At 63.1% G+C, this 23575-nt stretch carries 26 protein-coding genes and 1 tRNA gene; 15 read left to right on the plus strand and 12 right to left on the minus strand.

What is annotated here, in order from left to right; translation table 11 throughout:
• The 5 genes from AC1RT2_RS11035 to AC1RT2_RS11055 all read right to left on the minus strand — a co-directional run.
• Positions 1–269 (minus strand): electron transfer flavoprotein subunit beta/FixA family protein (locus tag AC1RT2_RS11035; RefSeq protein ID WP_493101840.1); only part of this gene is annotated, 269 nt, incomplete at its 3' end.
• Between the two features lie 183 nt (positions 270–452).
• The gene (locus tag AC1RT2_RS11040) at positions 453–1238 is read right to left on the minus strand and encodes a rhomboid family intramembrane serine protease (RefSeq protein WP_493101842.1); all 786 of its coding nucleotides are present in this window, start codon (positions 1236–1238) and stop codon (positions 453–455) included.
• Positions 1239–1271: 33 nt separating this feature from the next.
• Positions 1272–1847: a cob(I)yrinic acid a,c-diamide adenosyltransferase gene (locus AC1RT2_RS11045; protein WP_493101844.1), complete on the minus strand. Its 576-nt coding sequence runs from the start codon at positions 1845–1847 to the stop codon at positions 1272–1274.
• Between the two features lie 7 nt (positions 1848–1854).
• Positions 1855–2052 (minus strand): twin transmembrane helix small protein, encoded by a 198-nt coding sequence (locus tag AC1RT2_RS11050; protein ID WP_069060812.1) that lies wholly within the window; start codon positions 2050–2052, stop codon positions 1855–1857.
• Between the two features lie 101 nt (positions 2053–2153).
• Positions 2154–3002: an SDR family oxidoreductase gene (locus AC1RT2_RS11055; RefSeq protein WP_493101847.1), complete on the minus strand. Its 849-nt coding sequence runs from the start codon at positions 3000–3002 to the stop codon at positions 2154–2156.
• 195 nt (positions 3003–3197) lie between these two features.
• Between AC1RT2_RS11055 and AC1RT2_RS11060 the strand changes: the two genes are divergently transcribed.
• Positions 3198–4145 carry a YihY/virulence factor BrkB family protein gene (locus AC1RT2_RS11060; protein WP_069060810.1) on the plus strand — a complete coding sequence of 316 codons (948 nt, stop codon included), beginning with the start codon at positions 3198–3200 and terminating at the stop codon, positions 4143–4145.
• Here AC1RT2_RS11060 and gluQRS read toward each other — a convergent pair.
• Positions 4092–5015, minus strand: coding sequence for a tRNA glutamyl-Q(34) synthetase GluQRS (gluQRS, locus tag AC1RT2_RS11065; protein ID WP_493101849.1), 924 nt, complete (start codon positions 5013–5015; stop codon positions 4092–4094). The two genes, AC1RT2_RS11060 and gluQRS, sit on opposite strands and share 54 nt — an antisense overlap.
• A gap of 96 nt (positions 5016–5111) precedes the next feature.
• Here gluQRS and AC1RT2_RS11070 point away from each other — a divergent pair, with 96 nt between their 5' ends.
• Together AC1RT2_RS11070 and AC1RT2_RS11075 are read left to right on the plus strand one after the other, a co-directional pair.
• Positions 5112–5762 (plus strand): DNA-3-methyladenine glycosylase family protein, encoded by a 651-nt coding sequence (locus AC1RT2_RS11070; protein WP_069061602.1) that lies wholly within the window; start codon positions 5112–5114, stop codon positions 5760–5762.
• Between the two features lie 104 nt (positions 5763–5866).
• A complete protein-coding gene (locus AC1RT2_RS11075; protein ID WP_069060808.1) occupies positions 5867–6424 on the plus strand; it encodes an HNH endonuclease in 558 nt (185 codons plus the stop codon).
• A 69-nt stretch (positions 6425–6493) separates the two neighbouring features.
• On the opposite strand, the gene AC1RT2_RS11080 is transcribed toward AC1RT2_RS11075, so the two are convergent.
• Positions 6494–7003: a disulfide bond formation protein B gene (locus AC1RT2_RS11080; protein ID WP_493101852.1), complete on the minus strand. Its 510-nt coding sequence runs from the start codon at positions 7001–7003 to the stop codon at positions 6494–6496.
• Between the two features lie 170 nt (positions 7004–7173).
• Here AC1RT2_RS11080 and AC1RT2_RS11085 point away from each other — a divergent pair.
• Both AC1RT2_RS11085 and AC1RT2_RS11090 read left to right on the plus strand, forming a co-directional pair.
• Positions 7174–7258: transfer RNA gene (locus AC1RT2_RS11085), tRNA-Leu, on the plus strand.
• Between the two features lie 316 nt (positions 7259–7574).
• Positions 7575–8273, plus strand: coding sequence for a hypothetical protein (locus AC1RT2_RS11090; protein WP_493101854.1), 699 nt, complete (start codon positions 7575–7577; stop codon positions 8271–8273).
• A 275-nt stretch (positions 8274–8548) separates the two neighbouring features.
• Here the strand turns inward: AC1RT2_RS11090 and AC1RT2_RS11095 are convergent, their stop codons facing one another.
• Positions 8549–9409: a hypothetical protein gene (locus AC1RT2_RS11095; protein ID WP_493101856.1), complete on the minus strand. Its 861-nt coding sequence runs from the start codon at positions 9407–9409 to the stop codon at positions 8549–8551.
• Positions 9410–9608: 199 nt separating this feature from the next.
• Between AC1RT2_RS11095 and AC1RT2_RS11100 the strand changes: the two genes are divergently transcribed.
• A complete protein-coding gene (locus tag AC1RT2_RS11100) occupies positions 9609–9872 on the plus strand; it encodes a BON domain-containing protein (RefSeq protein WP_493101858.1) in 264 nt (87 codons plus the stop codon).
• A 74-nt stretch (positions 9873–9946) separates the two neighbouring features.
• Entirely contained in the window at positions 9947–11590 is a 1644-nt protein-coding gene (locus AC1RT2_RS11105) for an AMP-binding protein (RefSeq protein ID WP_493101860.1), read from the plus strand.
• Between the two features lie 36 nt (positions 11591–11626).
• On the opposite strand, the gene AC1RT2_RS11110 is transcribed toward AC1RT2_RS11105, so the two are convergent.
• From AC1RT2_RS11110 to secA, 3 genes are all read right to left on the minus strand, one after another.
• On the minus strand, positions 11627–12898 hold the full coding sequence (locus AC1RT2_RS11110; protein WP_493101862.1) for a GNAT family N-acetyltransferase: 1272 nt from the start codon (positions 12896–12898) through the stop codon (positions 11627–11629).
• Complete coding sequence (locus tag AC1RT2_RS11115; protein WP_493101864.1) at positions 12888–14315, minus strand: lipopolysaccharide biosynthesis protein; 1428 nt, start codon at positions 14313–14315, stop codon at positions 12888–12890. The genes AC1RT2_RS11110 and AC1RT2_RS11115 overlap by 11 nt, the downstream gene beginning before the upstream one ends.
• A 144-nt stretch (positions 14316–14459) precedes the next feature.
• Complete coding sequence (gene secA / locus AC1RT2_RS11120; protein ID WP_069060801.1) at positions 14460–17186, minus strand: preprotein translocase subunit SecA; 2727 nt, start codon at positions 17184–17186, stop codon at positions 14460–14462.
• 234 nt (positions 17187–17420) lie between these two features.
• Here secA and AC1RT2_RS11125 point away from each other — a divergent pair, with 234 nt between their 5' ends.
• From AC1RT2_RS11125 to AC1RT2_RS11150, 6 genes are all read left to right on the plus strand, one after another.
• Positions 17421–18320: a peptidylprolyl isomerase gene (locus tag AC1RT2_RS11125; RefSeq protein WP_493101867.1), complete on the plus strand. Its 900-nt coding sequence runs from the start codon at positions 17421–17423 to the stop codon at positions 18318–18320.
• A 131-nt stretch (positions 18321–18451) separates the two neighbouring features.
• Complete coding sequence (argJ, locus tag AC1RT2_RS11130) at positions 18452–19684, plus strand: bifunctional glutamate N-acetyltransferase/amino-acid acetyltransferase ArgJ (RefSeq protein WP_493101869.1); 1233 nt, start codon at positions 18452–18454, stop codon at positions 19682–19684.
• A 37-nt stretch (positions 19685–19721) separates the two neighbouring features.
• On the plus strand, positions 19722–20480 hold the full coding sequence (locus AC1RT2_RS11135) for a GNAT family N-acetyltransferase (RefSeq protein WP_493101871.1): 759 nt from the start codon (positions 19722–19724) through the stop codon (positions 20478–20480).
• Positions 20477–20899 (plus strand): 8-oxo-dGTP diphosphatase MutT, encoded by a 423-nt coding sequence (gene mutT, locus AC1RT2_RS11140; RefSeq protein ID WP_069060797.1) that lies wholly within the window; start codon positions 20477–20479, stop codon positions 20897–20899. The genes AC1RT2_RS11135 and mutT overlap by 4 nt, the downstream gene beginning before the upstream one ends.
• 108 nt (positions 20900–21007) lie before the next feature.
• On the plus strand, positions 21008–21325 hold the full coding sequence (locus AC1RT2_RS11145) for a hypothetical protein (RefSeq protein WP_069060796.1): 318 nt from the start codon (positions 21008–21010) through the stop codon (positions 21323–21325).
• Positions 21326–21369: 44 nt separating this feature from the next.
• Entirely contained in the window at positions 21370–21549 is a 180-nt protein-coding gene (locus AC1RT2_RS11150; RefSeq protein WP_069060795.1) for a Flp family type IVb pilin, read from the plus strand.
• A gap of 5 nt (positions 21550–21554) precedes the next feature.
• On the opposite strand, the gene AC1RT2_RS11155 is transcribed toward AC1RT2_RS11150, so the two are convergent.
• On the minus strand, positions 21555–22424 hold the full coding sequence (locus tag AC1RT2_RS11155) for a methyltransferase domain-containing protein (protein ID WP_493101874.1): 870 nt from the start codon (positions 22422–22424) through the stop codon (positions 21555–21557).
• A gap of 61 nt (positions 22425–22485) precedes the next feature.
• On the opposite strand from AC1RT2_RS11155, the gene AC1RT2_RS11160 reads away from it, so the two are divergent.
• Positions 22486–23277 carry a ComF family protein gene (locus AC1RT2_RS11160; protein WP_493101876.1) on the plus strand — a complete coding sequence of 264 codons (792 nt, stop codon included), beginning with the start codon at positions 22486–22488 and terminating at the stop codon, positions 23275–23277.
• A gap of 35 nt (positions 23278–23312) precedes the next feature.
• Positions 23313–23570 (plus strand): glutaredoxin 3, encoded by a 258-nt coding sequence (gene grxC, locus AC1RT2_RS11165; protein ID WP_069060792.1) that lies wholly within the window; start codon positions 23313–23315, stop codon positions 23568–23570.
• Positions 23571–23575 lie beyond the last annotated feature (5 nt).

The raw sequence follows: 23575 nt of genomic DNA on the forward strand, positions 1-23575 counted from the left end.
TCGTCGGTCTCCACCAGCACGGCGCGGTCGGCACCCATGGCGAGTGCGGTGCGCAGCGTCTCTTCGGCCTTGGCAGGGCCGATCGACACGACGATCACTTCCTCCGCCTTGCCGGCTTCCTTCAGCCGCAGCGCTTCCTCGACGGAAATCTCGTCGAACGGGTTCATCGACATCTTCACATTCGCTAGCTCGACACCCGAGCCGTCAGACTTGACGCGAATTTTGACGTTGTAATCAACGACCCGCTTTACAGGGACCAAGATCTTCATGGCTTCCTTCCTTCATATGCCCGCGAGGGAAAATGCGCCTTTCAAGGGCGCCCTGATTGTCGGTTGGCGACATCGATACGCGTTTTTTCCCCAAACACAATGTGTCACGAGCCCTCCCCACGTGAAAACGGAGGCGTTATAAATTACCTTTACGTTCACGTCAATTTACCATCTGCGACACGTTCAACGCCCCCAATGGGTCGGCGGCACGGAGGGGCCCGACGGCGTCTCCTCGACGGCAGCAGGGGGCGCCTCGACATGCCGGACGGCCTTCGGCGTGACGATCGTCCGGTCGAACAGCGGCACGCCGCGCCGGCGCAGAACGAGCACGAGGATGGCCCCTGCGACGATACCGCCGACATGGGCGCCCCAGGAGACGCCGCTGTCACCATCGACCACCAGCATGTAGAATTGCTGCGCGATCCAGAAGGCGAGCGGAATGACCGCCGGCAATGGCAGCGGAATGCGGAAGAACACCAGAACCCAGACACGCACCTTCGGATGCAGCAGGAAATATGCCGCCACCACCCCGGAAATCGCCCCCGAGGCGCCGATCAGCGGCGCTTCCGAATCCGGCTGCACCAGACCGTGCACGAGGGCGCCGGCCGCCGCGCAGAGCAGGTAGAAGACGAGGAAGCGGAAATGGCCGAGCGCATCCTCGACATTGTCGCCGAACACCCAGAGGAACAGCATGTTCGAGGCGAGATGCATGAAGTCACCGTGCAGGAAGGCATAGGTGACATAGGTCGCATCTTCAGGCACCAGCACGAGGCTCGGCTCTAGGTCGGCGAAATCGAAGACGACCGCAGGAATATAGCCGAGGCCGACCACCGCGGCATCGGAAAACGACTGCGTCGAGGCAAGCCCCGTCACCAGCCAGACGACGACATCGATCACGATCAGGCTGATCGTGACATACTGCACCTTGATGTATTTCAGAGCATTCGCGTCGTGCAGCGGTATGAACATGGATCCCCTTCCCAAGGCCTGCTGCGAACGAGCTTATCTGTTCTGCCCCGGAACCCACAATATGTCCGAGCGTCCTTTGTCGTTGACCCAGCGCGCGGCGACGAACAGGAAATCCGAGAGCCGGTTGATATAGGCGACCGCCGCGACCGAGACGGTCTCCCCACTATCCTGAAGCGCCACGATCCGCCGCTCGGCCCGGCGCGCAACGGTGCGCGCCAGATGCAGCGCCGCCGCCGCAGGCGTGCCGCCCGGCAGCACGAAGGAACGCAGCGGCTCGAGATCGGCATTGAGCGTGTCGATCTCCACCTCCAGCCGGTCGACCTGCGACTGCGCGATGCGCAGCGGCTCGTAATCGAGTTTCTTGCCGGTATCGGGCGTCGCTAGGTCGGCACCGAGGTCGAAAAGATCGTTCTGGATGCGCACCAGCATCCGATCAAGCGCAGGGAAATCGGCAAGATGCTGGCGCACGAGCCCGATGTAGGAATTCGCCTCGTCGACCTCGCCGTAGGATTCGACGCGCAGGTCATGCTTCTTGCGACGCGGCCCCGCGACAAGACCGGTCGTGCCGTCATCGCCTGTGCGCGTATAGATCTTGTTGAGCTTGACCATCGTCCCCTCAGCGTCCGCCGCCGGTAATCCAGAGCGTCAGCATGATGAGGACGATGGCGACCGCCTGCAAGAGCACGCGGGCCTGCATCAGCTTGTTCGATGTGTTGCCACTGCCGCCCTTGGCCATGTTGACGAGACCGCGCACGAGCACGATCACCACGAGGCCCATGACGAGCAGGGTCATGAAGGTGAGAAAGGAAGACATGCCAACAATCCGATTTGATTTCCGTCAGCCCTATTCACATAGGGCATTCACGACAAATAGCACGTGTTTTCGGGCGAATGCGCCTGCGACGCCGCGCCGCGTCAACCAAGCCGGCCGATGATGCGGTAGAACAAGGCGGCCGGCAGCAGCTTCTTCAACAGCGCACCCTGCTTGGCCGGTGTCGTCACGATGTAATGCGGCCGTGGCGTCTTCGCCGTCAGCGCATGGCGCAGCACCGCATGCACCGCTTCCGGCCCCAGCTTGCCGCGCGCCGGCTTGGCTTCGCCGCGCAGCCGCTGCAACTGCCGCCGGTATTCCTCCGCATGCACGGAGTTTTCGAGATCGATATTCTTCTCGATATGGGTGAGCGCATTGGCGGTGAAACGCGAGGTGATCGGTCCCGGCTCGATCAGGCTGACATGCACGCCGGAGCCGGCAAGCTCCATGCGCATCGTCAGCGACAGGGCTTCGAGCGCGAATTTCGAGGCGTTGTAGGCGCCGCGCCAGCGATAGGGCACGATGCCGAGGATCGACGAGCATTGCACGATGCGGCCGGCCGCCTGGCTGCGCATGATGGGGATCACCCGCCGCGTCAGGTCGTGCCAGCCGAAGACGTTCGTCTCGAATTGCTGGCGCAGCACGTCCACCGGCAGGTCCTCGACGGCACCGGCCTGTCCATAGGCACCATTGTTGAAGAGCGCGTCGAGCCGACCGCCGGTGCGCGCCAGCACCGTCTCGACAAGGGCGGCGATCGTTTCAGGCTTGGTATAGTCCATCAGCAGCGCCTCGATGCCGTCGGCTTCGAGGCTCGCCAGGTCCTCCTCCCGCCGCACCGTCGCAAAAACCCGCCAGCCTTCCGCCTTCAGCGCACGCGCGCAGTGCGCGCCGATACCCGAGGAGCACCCGGTGACGATGATGCTCGGCGCGGTCGTCGCATTTGGAGAAGACATGGCGGTTTCCTGTACAAATCTGCGTCCGTTTCCCATATCACCACGACAGCACCACGCGTCGTCCTTAAAGCGTGGTGTTATGGAAATTTGAATTTGAGCATAACGTCTTAAACTGAATCCGGTTTAAGACGTTATGCCCAGGCAGACAATTGCGAAGACGGCCGGGCACGGTCGCAAAGGGACTGGATATTGCCGATGCCGACCGCCATCCGCCTTGCCTACAAGGTCGTCTTCGACGCGATCTGGCACTTTTCCGAGGACGACGGCTGGGCGATGGCGAGCCATGTCGCGCTCTCCACGCTTTTGGCGATCTTTCCCTTCCTGATCTTCGGCACCGCACTCGGCTCCTTCCTCGGCGCCGACCAGTTCGCCGAGACCGCCGTGCACCTGATCTTCGACACCTGGCCGGAATCGATCGCCGCCCCCATTTCCCGCGAGGTCGTCGCCGTCCTCACCATTCCACGCGGCGGCCTTCTCACGGTTTCCGTGCTCGCCGCCGCCTATTTCGCCTCGAACGGGGTGGAGGCGCTGCGCGTGTCGCTCAACCGCGCCTACCGGGTGGCCGAAACGCGCTACTGGTACGTGACGCGCCTGGCCAGCCTCGGCTTCGTCATTGCCGGCGTGCTGGCGCTCGCCGTCATCAGCATCGTGCTGGTCGCCGCACCGCTCGCGGTACGAGCAACGGGCGACTGGCTACCCTGGCTGAACTATGTCTATTCCTGGGTGGAAAGCTGGGGCCTGTTCGGCACCATCCTCGTCCTGCTCGTCGGCCTGCTGATCGCCCATCTCTGGCTGCCGGCCGGCCGGCGCAAGATCGCCGACGTGCTGCCCGGCATCCTGCTGACGCTTCTGGCCTGGGGTATCGGCGCCTATACCTTCGCCTCCTATCTCACGACCTTCGCCAACTACGTCTCCACCTATGCCGGCCTCGCCTCGATCATGATCGCCCTGGTCTTCCTCTACATCGTCGGGGTGATCTTCATCCTCGGCGCGGAGATCAACGCGGCCCTGATGAAGTTCCGTGTAAAACGCCTGATTCTCGACAAGATCAGGGGCGTGCGCAAACAACAGCCGCCAGCCGGTGACGATTCAATGGAAGACGAAGCCATAGCGCGCGAGCAAGGCGCGAATGCCGGCAGGTGAAACACCCTTTTCACGGTAGGCCGCAATCCCGGTATCCTGGTTGCTCTTCGACAGTTTTCGCCCATCCGGCCCCGGCACCAGCCCGTGGTGACGATAGGCGGGCGCCGGCAACCCGAACAGGCTTTGCAGGAGACGATGCACCGCCGTCGCATAAAAAAGATCCTGCCCGCGCACCACGTCGGTAATGCCCTGTACCGCATCGTCGAGCACGACGGCGAGGTGGTAGCTCGCCGGCGCATCCGGCCGCGACAGGATGACGTCTCCCCAGCGCTCGGGCCGCGCCGTCACGATGCCCGTCTCGCCCTCCGGCCCCTCGCCCGCCTCCGACCAGTCGAGGATATCAGGCGCCAGCGCCCGGGCCTTGTCCATATCGAGCCGCCAGGCATGCTGGCGGCCCCCTGCGATCCAGGCATGCGCCTGATCCCGGTCTAGCACACGTTCTTCCGTCGGATAGAGTGGCGCCCCATCCGGATCGCGCGGCCAGAGACCACCCGCCGCCTCATGCGCCTGGACCCGCGCCTTCACCTCGCCGCGGCTCAAAAAGCCCGGATAGAGCAGACCCATCGCCTTCAGCCGTTCCAGTGCCTCGGCGTAAAACGCGAGATGCTCCGACTGGCGCCGCACCGGCTTTTCACAGTCAAGCCCCAGCCAGGCGAGGTCCTGGTAGATCGCCGCCTCGAATTCGGCACGCGATCGGGCAGGATCGATGTCTTCCAAGCGCAGCAGGAACCGTCCGCCGCAGGCCGCGGCAAGGTCGTGGTTGAGGATGGCCGAGAGCGCATGGCCGAGATGCAATAGACCATTCGGGCTCGGCGCAAACCGAAAGACACGATTTTTTGACAAAGCACTTTGCATGAGGTCTTCTGGCATGAAGAGGCGTGTCACGTCACTACAGGGCTGCGCATTGAAATTGACGCACAAAGGCCGCTGTTGGAACAAGGATCGAGGCCGCTCGAAACCATGCGACTGCACATGATCAATTCGGAGGCGGATGTCGCGACGGGTCTGGTCGACCTCGCCCTGCTCGACGCGCGCCTGTTCACCGTCATCGACAAGGCCGGCCCGGTGCCGCTTCGCCGCCTGCCCCCCGGCTATCGCGGCCTTGCCGGCATCATTGTCGCCCAGATGGTGTCGCGCGCCAGTGCGGATGCGATCTGGCGGCGGCTGGAAGAGCTATCCGGCGATATCACGCCCCACCACATCCTCGCCCTCTCCGACGAGGCCTGTCGCACGATCGGGCTGTCGCGCGCCAAGGCGGAAACACTGCGCCGCGCGGCCGAAGCCGTCGATCGCGGGGAACTCGATCTCGACGCGATCTGCCGCATGGAAGCGAAGGCTGCGACCCACAAGCTCACCGCCATCAAGGGCATCGGCCGCTGGACCGCGGATGTCTACCTGCTGTTCTGCGGCGGCCACCCGGATATCTTTCCGTCCGGCGATATCGCCCTGCAAAATGCCGTCGCCCATGCGCTTGGCCTTGCCATGCGCCCGAGCCCCCAGGAGCTCGACCGGATCGCCGAAAGCTGGTCGCCCTGGCGCGGCGTCTCGGCCCGATTGTTCTGGGCTTATTATGCCCGCGAGATGCGCCGCGAGGTCGCGCCGGTGCTCGAAGGGTGAGCTTTGCGAAATACGTTGTTTTCGCTTTTCCTTTCCCGCTTCACAATGCTGTAACAACGGGCCTAATATAGAAGAGCAGATGCCGAATCGATCAGGAGAAGCCCTTGACGATTTCTGTTTCACCACAGGCCCTGCCAGCTCTTGTCTTGAATGCTGACTACCGGCCACTGAGTTATTACCCCTTGTCGCTTTGGTCCTGGCAGGACGCGATCAAGGCCGTGTTTCTTGACCGCGTAAACATCATCGCCGAATACGACCATTCGGTTTCCTCCCCGAGCTTCACGATGCGCCTGCCGAGCGTCGTGTGCCTCAAGTCCTACGTGCAGCCTTCACGCCACCCGGCCTTCACCCGGTTCAACGTGTTCCTGCGCGACAAGTTCGAATGCCAGTACTGCGGGACGCCCGACGACCTGACCTTTGACCATGTTATCCCGCGCGCCCATGGCGGCGAGACGACCTGGCACAATGTGGTCGCGGCTTGCTCCCCGTGCAATTTGAGAAAAGGCAGCAAGCTGCCGAAGCAGGCGGGCATGTTCCCGCATCAGAAGCCCTACCAGCCGACGGTTCAGGATCTGCACAACAACGGGCGACTGTTTCCACCCAACTATCTGCATGAAAGCTGGATGGACTATCTCTACTGGGACGTCGAACTGCAGCCCTGACGCAGGTCACGCAAAAGTGCCAGGCACTTTTGCGGCGACGACATGCGTGACGCCACGGGTTGCGGCATCTCAGGCTTTCGTGGACCGCACGCCCTTGAAGGCGATCGCGGCGAGGATGAGGCTTGCGATCACATTCCAGCCGGCAAAGGACAGGCCGAGGAAGCGGAAGGAGGCTTCCGTGCAGGACGGACCGTGCTTGCTGTTGAGATCGGACAGCAGGTCACCGGCATTCTGCGTGACGCCCTGGGCGGAGGTTGCGCAGGTCGCCGGCCCTTCCCAGAAACTCCATTCGACGCCCGCGTGATAGACGCCCATGCCTGCACCGACCAGCATCATGATGCCGGCAATCGCCAAAAGCAGGCGCGTCAGCCAGGCCGGGCCGCCGAACAGGGCGGAGACCAGCGCCGCAACCGCGACCGGAATGCCGTAATAATAGGGATCCCGCTGCAGCAGGCAGAGCGCACAGGGAATGTAGCCGCCGACATGTTCGAAGGCGAGCGCGCCGCCCACGGTCGCCACCATGCCGAGCGAAAGCAGGCTTGCGGATGTCTTGCGGGAAAGGTCGAGGAATGCCGTCATCAGGATCGTCCAATCGGGCCGGCGGAGGTGCCGGCGAACGGCGCCGAGTTCTATCAGGTGGCACGTCGTTGTAAATCACCTGCACGGATATGTGATCGGCCCATTTAGCCCCGATTTCCCGGTTGCCGCCCACGAACGCTTCGTGTAAACGGCGATGGCTGCAGTACCGTGCCCCATTGGCGGAACTGGTAGACGCGCTCGACTCAAAATCGAGTTCCGAAAGGAGTGCTGGTTCGATTCCGGCATGGGGCACCATTCTTTTCCGCGCGACGCCGCCCACCTACCCATCGCGCTGGTTCTCGCTATCCCGCACCAGTACTTATCCTGGATAAGACTGGTTTTTCAGGCATTTTCGAAGAAATACCGTGACAATCCATCCAACGGCCGGCTTTTCGGGGCGCGGTAGAGGGCCTCTGACGGTTTAAGCGTCTTTGGTTGTGATTGGCAGGACGGTATTTCCCTCGGGTTTAAATAATCCTCGACGGCAACCCTCTGGGCTGCGCCACGTCCCTTCCCTCCCCGTACCATTTATGATTACCTATGATTGTTTTTCAAAGGGGAGCTTGCCGCAATGTCCTTCATGGTAGCAGCTAGCACTGGCTTTAGCGCTGCGAGAGATATTTACGCAGCAGGATATAAATCCAGCAACAAACTCCACTTAGACGGAAACTCCGCATTTGCCGCCAATCAGCACAACTATGCGCCGGTGGCATTCGGTGCGACATTTGCCGAGAGCGACCAGGCGCATGGAGATCAGCTGCGCGCTGCTCTTCGCCAGCTTGGCGGGTTCCGTGAACGTTTTGGTATTCCGACGACCCATTTCTTGCGCGATGGGAAGGCGCTTCTTCGTATGCGTCCCGTCGCGGCAAATTGCGGCGAACTTGCAATGATCGCGGCAGCAAGTGCCTGGGTCAGGCTGGGGGAGCCAAAACCTGCGCCAGTGGCATTGGTCTCTTTGGCGGCACCGGCGGACCACGTTTTCTGTGCTGTCGGACCGCGCGTCAAATGCGCGAATTTGGGAAACAATACAGTGGAAGAGTTGGCGGGAAGTCCGCTTTCCGTCGATGTCTGGGCGGCCGATCCATGGCTGAATGTGTTTTGCAAACTGCAGGATTACCCGGCGCGGGCCGGCGAAAAATTCAACAAATGGCACCTGGCCAATAAACGAATCGCCTGGGGAACCGGACCGCAAGGTGCCGGATGGTACCCACCGCTCGGAGACTACGCCCGCGGCTTTGCGACAGCTGGTTTGGTCGTGACCCTGGGCTGAAGCACGCGACAGACAATCAAAATCTATCGTCCGCGCCTTGTTGGGGCTGGCATCAGGGCGATCCCATCCCCGTCTGCGGAAGCCGAAATTCGGGGCAGCCTGCAAAAAATCATTTTTTAGCGGGAACAAATTTTGCTGTGCCGCATTTTACGGGGGCAGCCGCAGACACCCCCGGATGCGGTTGTGAGGGGGACCCGAGAGCGATGTGCACGCTCTTGGGTCTCAACCATTTTAGGCCCGATAAACGGAAATACGGGGCCACTCGCGGGCCATGATCAGAGAATGAAATCCGCCTTGGTGAAGGTGATGGACGCGTCCACCACAATCGAAAAATCCGCCTTGCCATCACCGTTCACGTCGCCCTGGATATAGGTGTCGCCACCCGTCTTCACGTAACGAAGTTCGCCGGCATCCTTCGAGAAGGCCTTGTTGCCGATGAAGGAGAACGCCTGGTCCTTGGCAAGCGTGGTATCGGCGTCGATCGCCTTGAGGTCGATCCTGTCTTTTTCCTTCTGGCTGAAGTCGAAGATCGTATCGCGCCCGCTCGCAGCCACCGTCGAATCCTGCGCTGAGAGGAAGACGAAGGTATCGGCACCGGCACCGCCATAGAGCTTGTCCGCGCCGGCACCACCTTCCAGCCGGTCATTGCCGGCATCGCCCTTCAGCGTGTCGTTGCCAGCACCACCGTAGAGCTTGTCCACGCCATTGCCGCCGGACATCGTGTCGTTGCCGTTGTAGCCGTAGAGCGTGTCATTGCCATTGCCGCCCCAGAAGACGTCGGCATAGTTGGTCGCCTTGATGACATCGTCACCGGACAGGAAGGCATTGAGGAACTTCGTGGTGCTGCCGCTGTCGATCGCCGCCGTTAAGGCCTTGCCGGTCAGCGAAAGGTTGGTGACGTCGAGGACGGCGATGCCGTCGGAGACGGCCTTGAAAGCCGTGATCGTGCCGCCGGTGACACCAAAAACTTCCCCGCCCACGACCTTGTACGTCAGGTTCGTACCGCTGAACTTCATGTAGTTCTTGCTGTCGTCACGAAACTCGAGGTAGGTCGGCTTTGCAACTTCGCGATCATAATCCAGGATTGCCTGCAACTTTTCGGAAACGAATTTGTTGAAATTTGCGCCGGATTTCAAAGAGAAACCCCTAATATTGATATTGCTCATACTCTATCCCCGGTTGCGATAACCGATGCTTAGCCTGCGCCAAACAGGCCAACAACTCCCAATTCGGGGCGGATCTGTCCGACTTCGGAACAGTCCTAACCATCCCTAAACAGCACCGAACAAATCCTCCCCTTCCGCGTTTCTATTCAGTCAACCACAGGAGCGTTCCATGGTCTTCAAAGAAGGTACCTTCAAGGGTGAACCACCCGAACACTTCGAAGCACCACACCCCGCCTGGCTCGAACAGGCGGTCGCTGACGCCCTGTCCGTCGCCGGCGACGTGGATGCGTCCGATGTAACCGTGACCTGCGAGGGCACGCGGATCATTCTGTCAGGCAACATCAGTTCCCCGCAGGAGGCGGAGCGCGCAACGACAATCGCAGCGTCCATTGCGAATGTCAGCAGCGTGGACAACCGCCTGTCCTGGCTCTGACCCCCACAAAGGCGCCATTGCGGGCTGCCCCTCCGGAATGCTAGGTGCAATGCAGCAAACTGGAGTGCCGCCGGATGCTCGCCGAGAGATCGACCTATGATGCGCTGTACCGGGATTTCCGCTGGAAGATCCCGGAACGGTTCAACATCGGCACCGCGGTCTCCAATGCCTGGGCCGAGCGTGAACCGGAGCGTATCTGCCTTCAGCATTTCCGCCCGGATGCGCTGCCGCGTTCGATGACCTATGGCGAGCTCGCCGCACGCTCCGACGCGTTTGCGGCGGCGCTTGCTGCGGAAGGCGTCAGCCGGGGTGACCGCGTCGCGATCCTCCTGCCGCAAGGTTTCGAGACGGTCATCGCGCACCTGGCGACCTACAAGCTTGGCGCCATTGCCCTGCCGCTCGCCTTGCTTTTCGGCGCCGATGCCCTGCTCTACCGGCTGAAGAACGCCGAGGCGAAGGCGATCGTCACCAACCATTTCGGTTTCGACCGTTTGCAGCCGATCCGGCCGGAGCTGCCGACCCTCGATCTGGTGATCACGATCGAACCGGTCGGCGATCCGGCAGCGAAGTCCTTTCAGGACCTCGTCGACCGCCACGCCGGTCCGTTCAAGGCGATCGAAAGCGGCCCGGACGACCCGGCGATGATGATCTATACCTCGGGCACGACCGGCCCGCCGAAGGGCGCCCTGCATGGCCACCGGGTGCTGCTCGGCCATGTGCCGGGTTTCCAGATGCATCACGAATTCCTGCCGCAACCGGGCGACCGCATCTGGACGCCCTCCGACTGGGCCTGGGCGGGGGGCCTGCTCAACGTACTGCTGCCGGCCCTGCTGCTCGGCGTGCCGGTCGTCTCCTCGCCAGGGCAGAAATTCGATCCGGACATGGCCTACCGCATCATGCAGGATATGGACGTGCGCAACGCCTTCATCCCCCCGACGGCGCTGCGGCTGATGAAGAGTGTCGCAAACCCGCGTGAAAAATACCGGCTGAACCTGCGCACCATAGGCTCGGCCGGCGAATCGCTCGGCCGCGAAACCTGGGAGTGGGTCCGCGACACGCTCGGCATCACCATCAACGAATTCTACGGCCAGACCGAGTGCAACATCGTGCTCGGCTCGATCGGCAAGCTCGGCGTGTCGCGGCCCGGCCCGATCGGCAAGGCGGTGCCCGGCCATGTCGTCGCGATCATCGACGCCGATGGCCGGGAAGTGCCGCGCGGCACGGTCGGCCAGGTCGCGGTCAAACGGCCCGATCCCGTGATGTTCCTCGGCTACTGGCAGAACCCGACGGCGACGGCGGAAAAATTCGTCGGTGACTGGATGACGACCGGCGACCTCGGCCGCATGGACGAGGACGGCTACGTCACCTTCTTCGGCCGCGACGACGATGTCATCACCTCCTCCGGCTACCGCATCGGCCCGAGCGAGATCGAGGATTGCCTCGCCGGTCATCCGGCCGTGCAGCTTGCCGCCGCTGTCGGCAAACCGGATCCGGTTCGCACCGAGATCGTCAAGGCCTATGTCATGCTGCGCCCGGGAGAGACACCCTCGGAAGCGCTCGCCACCGACATCCGCGACTGGGTGAAATCACGGCTTTCCATGCACGAATATCCCCGCGAAGTGGATTTCGTCGAATCCCTGCCGCTGACGACCTCCGGCAAGGTCATTCGCCACCTGCTGCGCAAGCGCGCGGCGGAAGAGGCGCCGTTCGCGGCCTAGAGCAATTCCGGCAAAGTGCGCCGTTTGGAATTGCGCCTAGCGCCGCGCCAGCGACCGGATCTTGTCGCGCAGCAGCCGCGCAACATTGCGCGTGTTGCGGTAAAGGTGAAGCTGCGCCGCCGTCTGGCGGACGTCGCGGTCGCGGTTCTGTTGCAGCCCGACGACGAGCGTGCCCATGTCCTCGCGCTCTTCCCAGAAGCGGCTCATGACCGGATGGTCCGGCACCGCACAAGAATCCGACCGCGCGATATTCGCGTCGTCGAGGTGCCATTCGGTCAGCTCGGCGACGAGCAGCTTGCCGGGCGAATATTTCCCAAACGCCTCGTCATAGGCCGTCTTCCACGTATAGGCCTCGCCGCCCGTCATGAAGACGATCATCGAGGCGATGGCGCGCCCGTCGAGATCGAGCGTGTGGATGCGCACGCCGTCGGTTTCCGCAAGATTGCTGATCGCCTCGCGGGCAAAGGCAGCGCGATAGCGGTCGTTGATCATCGCCGTGCGGCCGCGTCCCTTCCAGCCGGCCGCCTCGAGCAGCAGGAATTCTTCCATGCGCAGGCGGATGTCGGCGGGCTGGCGGGCGACGTTGTAGCTGAGCTCGCCCATTGCATCGAGCCGGCGCCACTGCCGGCGCAGCTCACGGAAATGCTCGGGCGAGATGGCGTTCTGCAGATAGGTTTGGCCATCGAGCAGGCTGTCCAGCATCGGCCGGCGATAGGTATCGGTGATGGTGACCGGCAGGTTGCGGCCGATCGCGACCGCGCGCAGCAGCTGGGCGAAGGCACCGATGAGGCGCAGGTCCGGCAGGACGAGGATCGGCGGCAAGCCGGTGCCCGGCCCACCGAGCGCTTCGAGGAAATTGTCGAGTGTTTCGGCCGCGTCCTCGGCATCGACGAGCGGCGTGCCGAGCGGCCCGAACGGGTTCGACCAGGCACGCAGAATGCTGGAGCCGATGGAGAAGCCCGGCTTTTCCACGGAGAACGGCATCAGGAAGCGCATGCGGCTGCGCCCGTCGCCCTCGTCGCGGATGACCGAGAGCCGCACGGTGCGATCCTCCAGGCGCGGCATGGCCGGCGCCAGGAACCGTCCCGTAAAGAAGACGTTCGGCTCCATGACGCGGTTCGACAGGAAATCGAGCTCCTGCTGCAGCTCATAGCCCGCCGTTGCCGGATAGAGCGCCAGCGAGCGGCCCGGCCGCCCGACGATGAAACGCTGGTCGGCCGGCGGTTGTGCCAGTGGCGGGGCTGGCGGGATAGCGGCCTGGGCGCGCCCTGCCGCGATGGCGTGGTCGATGCCGTGGCTATCGGTCATGATGGTCCATCCCGTTGACGAGGCTCGCCTTCACCGGATTGGCGAAGGCGAAGAGAATGATGGAAAGTTTGGTGCGCACCACGATGTGCAAAAGCAGCGCCTCGACGACCATGGCGCCAGCGGTGGCGATGGCGGCGCCCGTCAGGCCGAAGAGCGGAATGAGCGTGACGTTGAAGAGGATGTTTGCCGTAAGCGCCACGGCATAGACGCCGACACAGAGCCGCTGTTCACCGCACATGGTGAGCAGCACTTCGCCCGGCCCGACAAGAGCCTTGACGAGAATGCCGGCAAAGAGAATGAACATCAGGCTCCAGCCGGCCGTGAAAGCCGGCCCGAAGAGCGACAGCAGCAGATGGCCAGACAGCAGCACCACGCCGCCGACGGCGAGCGATGGCCAGAAACTCCAGCGCACGGTCTCGCCGGCAAAGCGCGCAAGGGCTACGCGGTCACCCGCGGAGAACATGGCAGAAAAACGCGGGGCGGCGGCAGCCTTTACGGAGAAGAACACGAAGTGCACGAGCGCCATGGTTTTTGCCGCGGCGAAATAGATGGCCACACTTTCCGGATCGAGGAAGAGGCCGACGACGATGACGTCGGAATTGGTAAGCAGGAAGCCGAACCCTTCGATCAGGAAGATCGGCAGCGCCGCCTTGATCCAGAGCGAGAACTCGATCTTGCGCGGGCCTGCGACATAGCGTTTGCCGAGCCGGTAGACGATGTTGAAGAACTGCACGACCGTGGTGAGGTAGGTCGCGGCCAGCGCCGCGGTCATCGCCGTCAGGGCGGTATGTGGCGCGCCGAGCGTCACCGCCAGCACCATGAAGACGAGGATCAGCAGCGGGCGGACGATATAGGTGGGGCTCAGCGCCACCACCGCCCAGCTATGGGCGCGCGCGGTGCTTTCCAGCACGTCGCCGAGCGCGATCATCGGCATGCAGAACAGGCCGATGAACAGCGGCAGGACATAGTAGCTGGCAAAGGAATCGCGGAAAAACCAGAGGCAGAGGAACCCGAGCACCGCAAGCGTGGTCGAGGACAGAATGGCGAAGATGCGGGCGGTGGAGGTAAGTCCGCGGATTTCCGCAAGGGCACTGCGGCCCACATAGTCGGGCAGGAAGCGCACGACCGTCGTGTGGAAGCCGAGACAGGACATGTCGCCGACGATGACGATGAGCGCCCAGACGAAAACAAAGATGCCGTATTCGAACTCGCCCATCACCCGGGCCAGCACGATCTGCGTCAGGAAGGCGATGGCAGCGCTGGCAACCCGGATGGCAAAGGCAATGAGCGCCATGCGCTGGGCGAGGTTGCGGGGATCATCGCTGGACAGGATTGTCGCGAGCGCACGCGTGAGCGGCTCCGCCTTGCCGCGCAGGCCGGATGGCAGCAACCTCTCAGCCGATTGAATGACCGCCATCAACACAGGAACCCAAACGCTACGCAGAACTCAACAGCGTCAGTCTTGTCAGATCAGGGTTAACAAACGGTTGGGTCGCGGCGTCACGCGCCTTGGCCGGACAAAGAAAATGCCGCCCGAAGGCGGCATTTTCAGTCTCTGCGATCAGGCCTGTTCGAAGGCACCGTGGCAATGTTTGTATTTCTTGCCGGAACCGCAGGGGCAGGGCTCGTTGCGCGAGACGCGGCCCCAGCTCGACGGATCGTTCGGGTCGCGGTTCTCCGGCTCGACGCCAACCGCCATGAAGCCGCCGCCATTGCCTTCGCCGAAATCGTCCTCGCCGGTCGTGCCGTCGATATGGTGGCCTTCCATGGCCGGCAGGGACGGTGCCGGTCCGTCGGCAGCCTGGCGCACGAGTTCGACGCGCATCAGCTGTGCCGTGACCGTCTGGCGAAGGTTCGCCAGCAGCGCCTGGAAGAGTTCGAAGGCTTCCGCCTTGTATTCCTGCAACGGATCACGCTGGGCATAGCCGCGGAAGCCGATGACGGAGCGCAGGTGGTCGAGGTTGACGATGTGCTCGCGCCACAGAAGGTCCAGGGTCTGGAGCAGCACGGAGCGCTCGACATAGGTCATGATTTCCGCGCCGAAGCGTTCGGCACGGTCGGCGGCGGCATCGTCGGCTGCCTTGTGCAGGCGCTCGAGAATGTCCTTCTCGTCGATGCCTTCCTCGGCCGCCCAGGCCTCGATCGGCAGGTCGAGATTGAGCTGCTCGACGACGCCGGCCTTCAGGCCTGCAACGTTCCACTGCTCGGCATAGGCGTTTTCCGGAATGTTCAGGCGGACGAGGTTCTCGACCACTTCGTTGCGCATGTCGGTGACGATTTCCGACAGGTTCTCGCTGTCCATCAGCTCGATGCGCTGCTCGAAGATCACCTTGCGCTGGTCGTTCAGCACATCGTCATACTTCAGGAGGTTCTTGCGGATGTCGAAGTTGCGGGCTTCGACCTTCTTCTGCGCGCGTTCCAGTGCCTTGTTGATCCACGGATGGACGATCGCCTCGCCTTCCTTGAGACCGAGCTTCTGCAGCATGGAATCCATGCGCTCGGAACCGAAGATGCGCATCAGGTCGTCCTGCAGCGACAGGAAGAACTTCGAGCGGCCCGGGTCGCCCTGACGGCCGGAACGGCCGCGCAACTGGTTGTCGATGCGGCGGCTTTCGTGGCGTTCGGTGGCAAGAACATAGAGTCCGCCGCCGGCAAGCGCCTGCTCCTTCAGCTTCTTGACCTCGGCAATCACCGATTCGCGCTTTGCGTCGCGCTCGGGACCCGGCTCCATCTCGGCAAGCTCGCGCTCGAGGCGCATTTCGAGGTTGCCGCCGAGCTGGATGTCGGTACCGCGGCCGGCCATGTTGGTGGCGATCGTCACCGCACCCGGCACGCCGGCCTGCGAAACGATATAGGCTTCCTGCTCGTGGTAGCGGGCGTTCAGCACCTGGAAGTCCTTGAAGCCGGCCATCTTTAGGCGCTCGGCAAGATATTCAGACTTTTCGATCGAGGTCGTGCCGACGAGAACCGGCTGGCCCTTCTCGCGTGCGTCCTTGATCTCCTGAATAATCGCCTTGTATTTTTCTTCGACGGTCCGGTAGACCTCGTCGTCCTCGTCGAGGCGCTTGATCGGCAGGTTGGTCGGCACTTCCACGACGTCGAGGCCGTAGATGTTGCCGAACTCTTCCGCCTCGGTCGACGCCGTACCGGTCATGCCGCCGAGCTTGGAATACATGCGGAAATAGTTCTGGAAGGTGATCGAGGCCAGCGTCTGATTTTCCGGCTGGATTGTGACCTTTTCCTTGGCTTCGAGCGCCTGGTGCTGGCCTTCCGAATAGCGGCGGCCCGGCATCATGCGGCCGGTGAATTCGTCGATGATGACGATCTCGTCGTTGCGAACGATGTAGTCCTTGTCGCGGGTGAAGAGCTTGTGGGCCTTCAGCGCGTTGTTGATGTGGTGCACGATCGCGACGTTCTCGACGTCATAGAGCGATTCGCCCTTCAGAAGCCCCGCCTGGCGCAGCAGGTTTTCGAGCTTCTCCGTGCCGACTTCCGAGAAGTTGGCGGAGCGCTGCTTCTCGTCGATTTCGTAATCCCCTTCATCGAGCAGCGGAATATAGGCATCGATGGTGGTGTAGAGATCGGAGCGGTCGTCGAGCGGGCCGGAAATGATCAGCGGCGTGCGCGCTTCGTCGACGAGGATCGAATCCACTTCGTCGACGATGGCAAAGAAGTGCCCGCGCTGGACCATCTGGCCGCGCTCGTACTTCATGTTGTCGCGCAGATAGTCGAAGCCGAGTTCGTTGTTCGTCGCGTAGGTAATGTCGCAGCCATAGGCCGCGCGGCGCTGGTCGTCGTCAAGCCCGTGCATGATGACGCCGGTCGTCATGCCGAGGAAGCCGTAGATCTTGCCCATCAGCGCGCTGTCGCGGGTGGCGAGATAGTCGTTGACGGTCACGACATGCACGCCCTTGCCGGCGAGCGCGTTCAAGTAGACCGGAAGCGTCGCGACGAGCGTCTTGCCTTCACCGGTCTTCATTTCGGCGATCGACTTCTCGTGCAGGATCATGCCGCCGATCAGCTGGACGTCGAAGGGACGCAACCCCAGAACACGCAAGGCCGCCTCGCGGGCGACCGCAAAGGCCGGCACCAGGATGTCGTCGAGCGTCTTGCCCGCGGCGAGCTGCTCGCGGAATTCCACGGTCTTCGCACGCAATGCGTCGTCGGAGAGCGCTTTCATCTGCGGTTCCAGCGCATTGATGGCGTCGACACGCGGACTATAGGAGCGGATGCGACGATCGTTCGAGGAACCGAACAACTTGCGGGCTATGCCGCCGAGGCTGACCATCAGGATGGTCCTTTCTTTGTGGGCACCCGGCGCGTGACAGGTCGTAGGAATTGCGCGCAAAGCCGTGAAACGCCCGGAAACTGATCTGGACGCGGGATTGCGTGACAGATAAGAGGGGGGTCGAATGATGTCAACGGCTCAGGCGGTTGCACAACTGCCACATTCTGGTGGTGTTGAGCCGTTTGGCACCGGATATCCGCTTGATTCCGGCGAGGATGTGAAAGGTCTTTCTCTATGTTGAAGTACAGCAAGCTCGCGGCAGTCGCCCTGATCGCGATCGTCGCCGCAAGCACGAGCGTCCGCGCACAGGACGCCGCCGCCGATCCGGTCGTCGCCAAGGTCGGCGCGCTCGAGATCCACGAATCGGAACTGAAGCTCGCAATCGCAGGCCTCGACCCGCAACTCGCCAACCTGCCGGACGAGCAGAAGCGCGTCGCCGCCCTTTCCTCGATCATCGACGTCAAGCTGCTTGCCGCCGATGCCGACAAGGAAGGCCTGAAGGACGACGCCGAGTTCAAGCAGCGCCTCGCTTTCCTCACCGATCGCGAACTGCACAACGCCTATTTCAAGAAGCATGTCGTTGATGCCGTCACGCCGGAAGACGTGAAGGCGCGCTACGAAAAGGAAGTCTCCGCCATCACGCCGGAAGACGAAATCCGCGCCCGCCACATTCTCGTCAAGACCGAGGAAGAAGCCAAGGCCGTGATCGCCGAGCTCGATGCCGGCAAGGATTTCGTCGAGATCGCCAAGGCGAAGTCGACCGATCCGAACAAGTCGGAAGGTGGCGACCTCGGTTACTTCGCCAAGGGCCGCATGGTTCCGGAATTCGAAACCGCCGCCTTTGCCCTCGAAAAGGGCGCCTATTCCAAGGTGCCGGTCAAGTCGCAGTTCGGCTTCCACGTCATCAAGATCGAGGACAAGCGCAAGCAGCAGCCCCCGGCACTCGACCAGGTCGAGCCCCAGGTTCGTCAGCTCGTCATGCGCGACAAGTATCTTGAGCTTCTGGAAAAGGCCAAGGCTGCAGCACCGATCGACATCCAGGATCCGGCGCTGAAGACCGCTTACGACGCGGTTAACAAGGCGGAAGCTGCAGGCGAAGGCGAACCCGCGCCGGCCATCGAAGGCCAGCAGTAAGAACGACAACGGCCCGGCGTTTTCCGCCGGGCCTCATTCACTCAAGGCCGGCCCGGCTGTCTACCGTCGGGCCTTTCTTCAAACAGGCCGGCCCGGCTCCCGTCGGGCCTTTCCTCAAACAGGAATGCACGATGTCCGGCTCGATCTCCCCGCTTGCCCCGAAAACCTATGCCGATATGCCGCCGGTCCGCGGCGTGCGCATGGCGACCGCCGCCGCAGGGATCAAGTACAAGAACCGGACGGACGTGCTGATGATGGTCTTCGATCGCCCCGCGGCGGTCGCAGGCGTCTTCACCCGCTCGAAATGCCCTTCCGCCCCGGTCGATTTCTGCCGGGCCAACCTGGCCGGCGGCGTCGCCCGTGCGGTGGTCGTCAATTCCGGCAATGCCAATGCCTTTACCGGCCGCAAGGGCCGCGAATCGACGAAGCTGACCGCCGAAGCGGCCGCCAAGGCGATCGGCTGTGCCGAGAGCGAAGTCTTCCTCGCCTCGACGGGCGTCATCGGCGAACCGCTCGACGCCACGAAATTCTCCGGCGTGCTCGATGGCCTCGCCACCTCCGGCGCGGAAGATTTCTGGTTCGAGGCCGCCAAGGCGATCATGACGACGGATACCTATCCGAAGGTCGCCACGCGCACCGCTGACCTCGGCGGCGTTACCGTGCGCATCAACGGCATCGCCAAGGGCGCCGGCATGATCGCGCCCGACATGGCGACCATGCTGTCCTTCGTCGTTACCGATGCCGACATCCCGGCACCGGTGCTGCAATCCCTGCTGTCGGCCGGCGTCGGCCCGACCTTCAACGCCGTCACCGTCGACAGCGACACCTCGACCTCCGACACGCTGATGCTCTTTGCGACCGGCGCCGTCGATGGCCAGCAGCCGGTAACGGCCGACAACGCATCGCTCGACGGTTTCCGCGCCGCCCTTAACGATCTGCTGCGTGATCTGGCGCTTCAGGTCGTGCGTGACGGCGAAGGCGCGCGCAAGATGGTCGAAGTCACCGTCGAAGGTGCTGAGACCGACGCCGCCGCCAAGCGCATCGCGCTGTCGATCGCCAATTCGCCGCTCGTCAAGACCGCGGTTGCCGGCGAGGACGCCAATTGGGGCCGCATCGTCATGGCCGTCGGCAAATCCGGCGAGATGGCCGACCGCGACCGCCTCGCCATCTGGTTTGGCGACGTGCGCGTCGCCGTCGATGGCGAACGTGATCCCTCCTATTCCGAAGATGCGACGACGGCTGTCATGCAGAAGCAGGACATCCCCGTCCGCGTCGAGATCGGCCTCGGCAGTGGAAAGGCGACGGTCTGGACCTGCGACCTGACCAAGGAATATGTCGAGATCAACGGCGACTACCGTAGCTGAGGCCGGGACCCGCGTGACCCCCTCCGGACAAAAGACGATGAACGACCTCCCCAAAGTCCGCCGGCTCGAGGCCGTCGGTTTTCGCGCCTGGCCGGCAGCCTCGGTGCAGTATGACGGAAGCTGGCTCTGCCGGCTAACCGCCGGCCACCCCTCCCGCCGGCTGAATTCGGTAAACCCGCTCGATCCATCCGACTACCGCGACATCGACATCCGCCTGCAGAAGGCGGCAAAGCGCTTTGCCGACTACGGCCGGCCGCTGCTCGTGCGCCAGACGCCGCTGACGCCGCCAAAACTCATCGACTTCATGGACGAGGCCGGCTGGGTCGAAGACGGCCATACCGTCGTCATGATGGCCGACCTTGCCACCCTTCCCCGCGACGAAGGCCTCGACCACCTGCCGAGCCGCGATGTCGGCCGCTTCGTCGATGCGCGCATCCGCGTGGCCGGCGACGACCCGGCGCTGAAGCCCGGCCTGACCGAGATCATCAACGCCATCAAGCCGGAAACCGGCCTCTTCATCTTCGAGGATGCGGAGTTCGGCCCGACGGCCGTGACGATCGCTGTGCACGATAATGATCTGGTCGGCATCCTCCAGCTTGGCGTCGCAGAAGAGCGGCGCGGCCAGGGCCTCGGCACCGCGATCCTGCATGCGAGCCTGCGCTGGGCCAAGCTCAAGGGCGCCCGCCATGCCTGGGTGCAGGTCGAGGCGGACAATGCGGCGGCCATTGCGCTCTACCGCCGCGCCGGTTTCCAGGACGTCTACCAGTACAGCTACCGGGGACCTGCCGCGGCATGACCGAACCGACGCCCAAGCCCCGCCGCATCCTGCTCGTCGCCGCCTGCGCGCTCGTCGATGCCGATGGCCGTATCCTTCTGGCACAACGCCCCGAGGGCAAATCGCTCGCCGGTCTCTGGGAGTTCCCGGGCGGCAAGGTCGAGGCCGGCGAAACGCCGGAAGAGACGCTGATCCGTGAACTGGACGAAGAACTCGGCATCCAGACGAAGGTCGCCTGCCTCGCGCCGCTGACCTTCGCCAGCCACACCTATGACGACTTCCACCTTTTGATGCCGCTCTATGTCTGCCGCCGGTTCGAGGGCACCGCCCACGGACGCGAAGGGCAGGCGATCAAGTGGGTGCGGCCGAAGGCGCTGCGCGATTATCCGATGCCGCCGGCCGACGAACCGCTGATCCCCTTCCTGATGGATCTTCTTTAAGCGTTCGGCAGGAAATAACCCTGCATTTTTCGTTTCCCGTTAAGCAATCGTTTAGCACCGTCGTTCAAAGATTAGCTTTGAACGTTGCAATGCCTACGAGACCCTGTGATGCGTGACGATGACTTCTGGAAAGCCGTTCAGGAGAAGGACTACACGCCGGCCGGAGATACCCGGACCGGTGCGCTGAACCTTGCTCTGCTCTTCGGTACTGCCGTGATAGCACTTGCGCTTGTCCTCACCCCGGTCCTCTCCGCGAAGACCGACAAGCGCATGATCGCGAACGTGCCGGACGACTTCGACATGATCTCGACGGGCTCGATCCCGACGGATGGAACCAAGCGATACACGGTACGCCGAAGCGTACTGCAGGAAATGCCGGGCGCCGTCTGCATCGTCAGCGGCAATGGTCAGGGCAGCGGCTGCTGAGCCGACAGGAAACCTCAAGTGCTCGAAGCACGCAGGAGAGATGAATGGTGCGCAGGCTGCTGAAATCATTCCTCTCAAGCTGCAATGGCGCGACAGCTGTCGAATACGGGCTCCTCGCGGGGCTCATCGCCATCGGTCTCCTGGCCGGTCTGCAGGCCTTTAGCGGCAGCCTCGGAAATGTCTTCAACACGGTCACGACCAGCATCGAATCTGCACGGAATTAACGCGGTTATTCCTGCCCGGTCTGCTTGAGCGCATCGGCCAGACGCATCGTCGCCGAGCCGGGTTTCAGCGGTTTCTGCTGGCTTTCATGTGGCGCCCAGCCTGAGACATAGATGACCGAAAAGGTCGCCCGGATGCGCCCGTCGGGATCGGAAAAGCGTTGCGCATAAAGCTCCGCCGCCCTTAGCAGCACGCCGCGTGCCAAAGGCCTGCGGCTGCGCCCGGCAAGCGGATTGGCCATGCCCATGGCGCGCAGGTCCTTCATCAGCGGAAAGAGCGAATCGTAGCGGACCGTATAGGTCTCCTTGTCGGTCACCGGCAGGGCGAAGCCGCCGCGCTGGAGCAGCGCACCGATGTCGCGCACGTCCGGGAAAGGCACCACCCTTGGGCTCGCCCCACCGGTCATCTCGCTTTCCGCCGCAAGCAGAACCTCGCGGAGCTCCTGCAACGTGCCATTGCCCGGGATCACCGCGAGAAACAGCCCGTCCGGCTTCAACGCCCGGCGGATCTGCACGAAGACCCCCGGCGTGTCATTGGTGAGATGCAAAGCGAGCGGCGACACGATGAGGTTTGCCGATTGCGGCGCCAACGGCACCGTTTCCAGCGGCGAGACGGTAAACTCGGCACCGGGCGTGGCAAAGCGCTGGTCGCTCTCGATCCGCTCGATGGTATCCACCTTGCCCGTTTCGGCAATCGCCCGCGCAACGGCACCGGTATGGCCATGCAGTTCCACCGCCCGCTCGAAGCGTCGGTCGATGACGCTGAGGCGCTCGGCCAGTTCCCGCGCCACCACGTCGAGCAGAAAATCCGCCGGCCCGTCTTTGAGGGCCCGCAGCCGGTGCATGTCGATCAGGGCGTGGTCGAAGAGCGTTTCCATCGTCAAAATCCAGTTCGGAATCCCATCGCTTTGGCCATTGGGAGAGACTATTGTCAACCGCATGGGCGAAATCGAGGCCGAGGCAGTGCCGGCAATCCCGCTCCGGCTGGTCGTCGCCCGCCGGTTGCGCGGTCTTGCAGGTGCCGCCCTCGACCTCGTCTATCCGCCGCCCTGCGCCGGGTGCGGCGTGCTGCTCGGCAGCAGCGCCAGCCTCTGCCCGCACTGCTGGGCGAAGCTCGCTTTCATCGAACGCCCCTATTGCGAGATGCTCGGTACACCCTTCTCGCACGATCTCGGCCCCGGCATCCTCAGCGCCGATGCCATCGCCAATCCGCCGCCCTTCGACAGGCTGCGCTCCGTCGCGCTCTATGACGACCTCGCCCGCGTGCTGGTGCATTCGCTGAAGTACCGCGACCGAACCGACCTGGCGCCGATGATGGCGCAATGGATGCTGCGCGCCGGCGACGGCAGCGTGCAGACAGCCGATCTCATCGTGCCCGTTCCCCTGCACCGCTTCCGCCTGCTCTGGCGCAAGTTTAACCAGGCCGCCGAACTCGCACGTGCTCTCGCACAGCTCTCCGGCAAACCGGTGCTCATCGACGCCGTGCGCCGCGTGAAACGCACCCGCCGCCAGATCGGCCTCGGCCCCCGCGCCCGCGAGGAAAATGTGCGCGGCGCCTTCGCCATCACGCCGGAAGGCCGCGAGAAACTGTTCGGCCGCCGCGTCGTGCTCGTCGACGATGTCTACACGACCGGCGCCACCGTCGCGGCTGTCACCCGTATCCTGAAACACGCCGGCGTTGCCGACGTCACCGTTTTGACCTTTGCAAGGGCGCTTCCCGGACCTATATGAAAGACAAGGTTTTCCAAGCTTTGGAGCAGCAAACTATGGCTTCGGTCGTCATCTATACGCGTCAGTTCTGCGGCTATTGCAGCGCCGCCAAGAAACTTCTCGAGACCAAGGGCGTGGCCTTCGAGGAGCATGACGCAACCTATGCACCGGAGGTGCGCCAGGAAATGATCAAGCGCGCCAACGGCCGCACAACCTTTCCGCAGATCTTCATCAAGGACCGCCATGTCGGCGGCTGCGACGACCTGCATGCGCTGGAACGCGCCGGCGAACTCGACGCGCTGCTGGCGGCGTAGGGAGA

It is taken from the genome of Shinella sp. GW821-FHT11G07 (assembly GCF_058808115.1).

What these genes read in the sequence shown, in the direction of transcription:
- AC1RT2_RS11040 (WP_493101842.1), bottom strand. Translation starts at nt 1,238, where the DNA reads ATGTTCATACCGCTGCACGACGCGAATGCTCTGAAATACATCAAGGTG.
- AC1RT2_RS11045 (WP_493101844.1), bottom strand. Translation starts at nt 1,847, where the DNA reads ATGGTCAAGCTCAACAAGATCTATACGCGCACAGGCGATGACGGCACG.
- AC1RT2_RS11050 (WP_069060812.1), bottom strand. Translation starts at nt 2,052, where the DNA reads ATGTCTTCCTTTCTCACCTTCATGACCCTGCTCGTCATGGGCCTCGTG.
- AC1RT2_RS11055 (WP_493101847.1), bottom strand. Translation starts at nt 3,002, where the DNA reads ATGTCTTCTCCAAATGCGACGACCGCGCCGAGCATCATCGTCACCGGG.
- AC1RT2_RS11060 (WP_069060810.1), top strand. Translation starts at nt 3,198, where the DNA reads ATGCCGACCGCCATCCGCCTTGCCTACAAGGTCGTCTTCGACGCGATC.
- gluQRS (WP_493101849.1), bottom strand. Translation starts at nt 5,015, where the DNA reads ATGCCAGAAGACCTCATGCAAAGTGCTTTGTCAAAAAATCGTGTCTTT.
- AC1RT2_RS11080 (WP_493101852.1), bottom strand. Translation starts at nt 7,003, where the DNA reads ATGACGGCATTCCTCGACCTTTCCCGCAAGACATCCGCAAGCCTGCTT.
- AC1RT2_RS11090 (WP_493101854.1), top strand. Translation starts at nt 7,575, where the DNA reads ATGTCCTTCATGGTAGCAGCTAGCACTGGCTTTAGCGCTGCGAGAGAT.
- AC1RT2_RS11100 (WP_493101858.1), top strand. Translation starts at nt 9,609, where the DNA reads ATGGTCTTCAAAGAAGGTACCTTCAAGGGTGAACCACCCGAACACTTC.
- AC1RT2_RS11105 (WP_493101860.1), top strand. Translation starts at nt 9,947, where the DNA reads ATGCTCGCCGAGAGATCGACCTATGATGCGCTGTACCGGGATTTCCGC.
- AC1RT2_RS11110 (WP_493101862.1), bottom strand. Translation starts at nt 12,898, where the DNA reads ATGACCGATAGCCACGGCATCGACCACGCCATCGCGGCAGGGCGCGCC.
- AC1RT2_RS11115 (WP_493101864.1), bottom strand. Translation starts at nt 14,315, where the DNA reads ATGGCGGTCATTCAATCGGCTGAGAGGTTGCTGCCATCCGGCCTGCGC.
- secA (WP_069060801.1), bottom strand. Translation starts at nt 17,186, where the DNA reads ATGGTCAGCCTCGGCGGCATAGCCCGCAAGTTGTTCGGTTCCTCGAAC.
- AC1RT2_RS11125 (WP_493101867.1), top strand. Translation starts at nt 17,421, where the DNA reads ATGTTGAAGTACAGCAAGCTCGCGGCAGTCGCCCTGATCGCGATCGTC.
- argJ (WP_493101869.1), top strand. Translation starts at nt 18,452, where the DNA reads ATGTCCGGCTCGATCTCCCCGCTTGCCCCGAAAACCTATGCCGATATG.
- AC1RT2_RS11135 (WP_493101871.1), top strand. Translation starts at nt 19,722, where the DNA reads ATGAACGACCTCCCCAAAGTCCGCCGGCTCGAGGCCGTCGGTTTTCGC.
- mutT (WP_069060797.1), top strand. Translation starts at nt 20,477, where the DNA reads ATGACCGAACCGACGCCCAAGCCCCGCCGCATCCTGCTCGTCGCCGCC.
- AC1RT2_RS11145 (WP_069060796.1), top strand. Translation starts at nt 21,008, where the DNA reads ATGCGTGACGATGACTTCTGGAAAGCCGTTCAGGAGAAGGACTACACG.
- AC1RT2_RS11150 (WP_069060795.1), top strand. Translation starts at nt 21,370, where the DNA reads ATGGTGCGCAGGCTGCTGAAATCATTCCTCTCAAGCTGCAATGGCGCG.
- AC1RT2_RS11155 (WP_493101874.1), bottom strand. Translation starts at nt 22,424, where the DNA reads ATGGAAACGCTCTTCGACCACGCCCTGATCGACATGCACCGGCTGCGG.
- AC1RT2_RS11160 (WP_493101876.1), top strand. Translation starts at nt 22,486, where the DNA reads ATGGGCGAAATCGAGGCCGAGGCAGTGCCGGCAATCCCGCTCCGGCTG.
- grxC (WP_069060792.1), top strand. Translation starts at nt 23,313, where the DNA reads ATGGCTTCGGTCGTCATCTATACGCGTCAGTTCTGCGGCTATTGCAGC.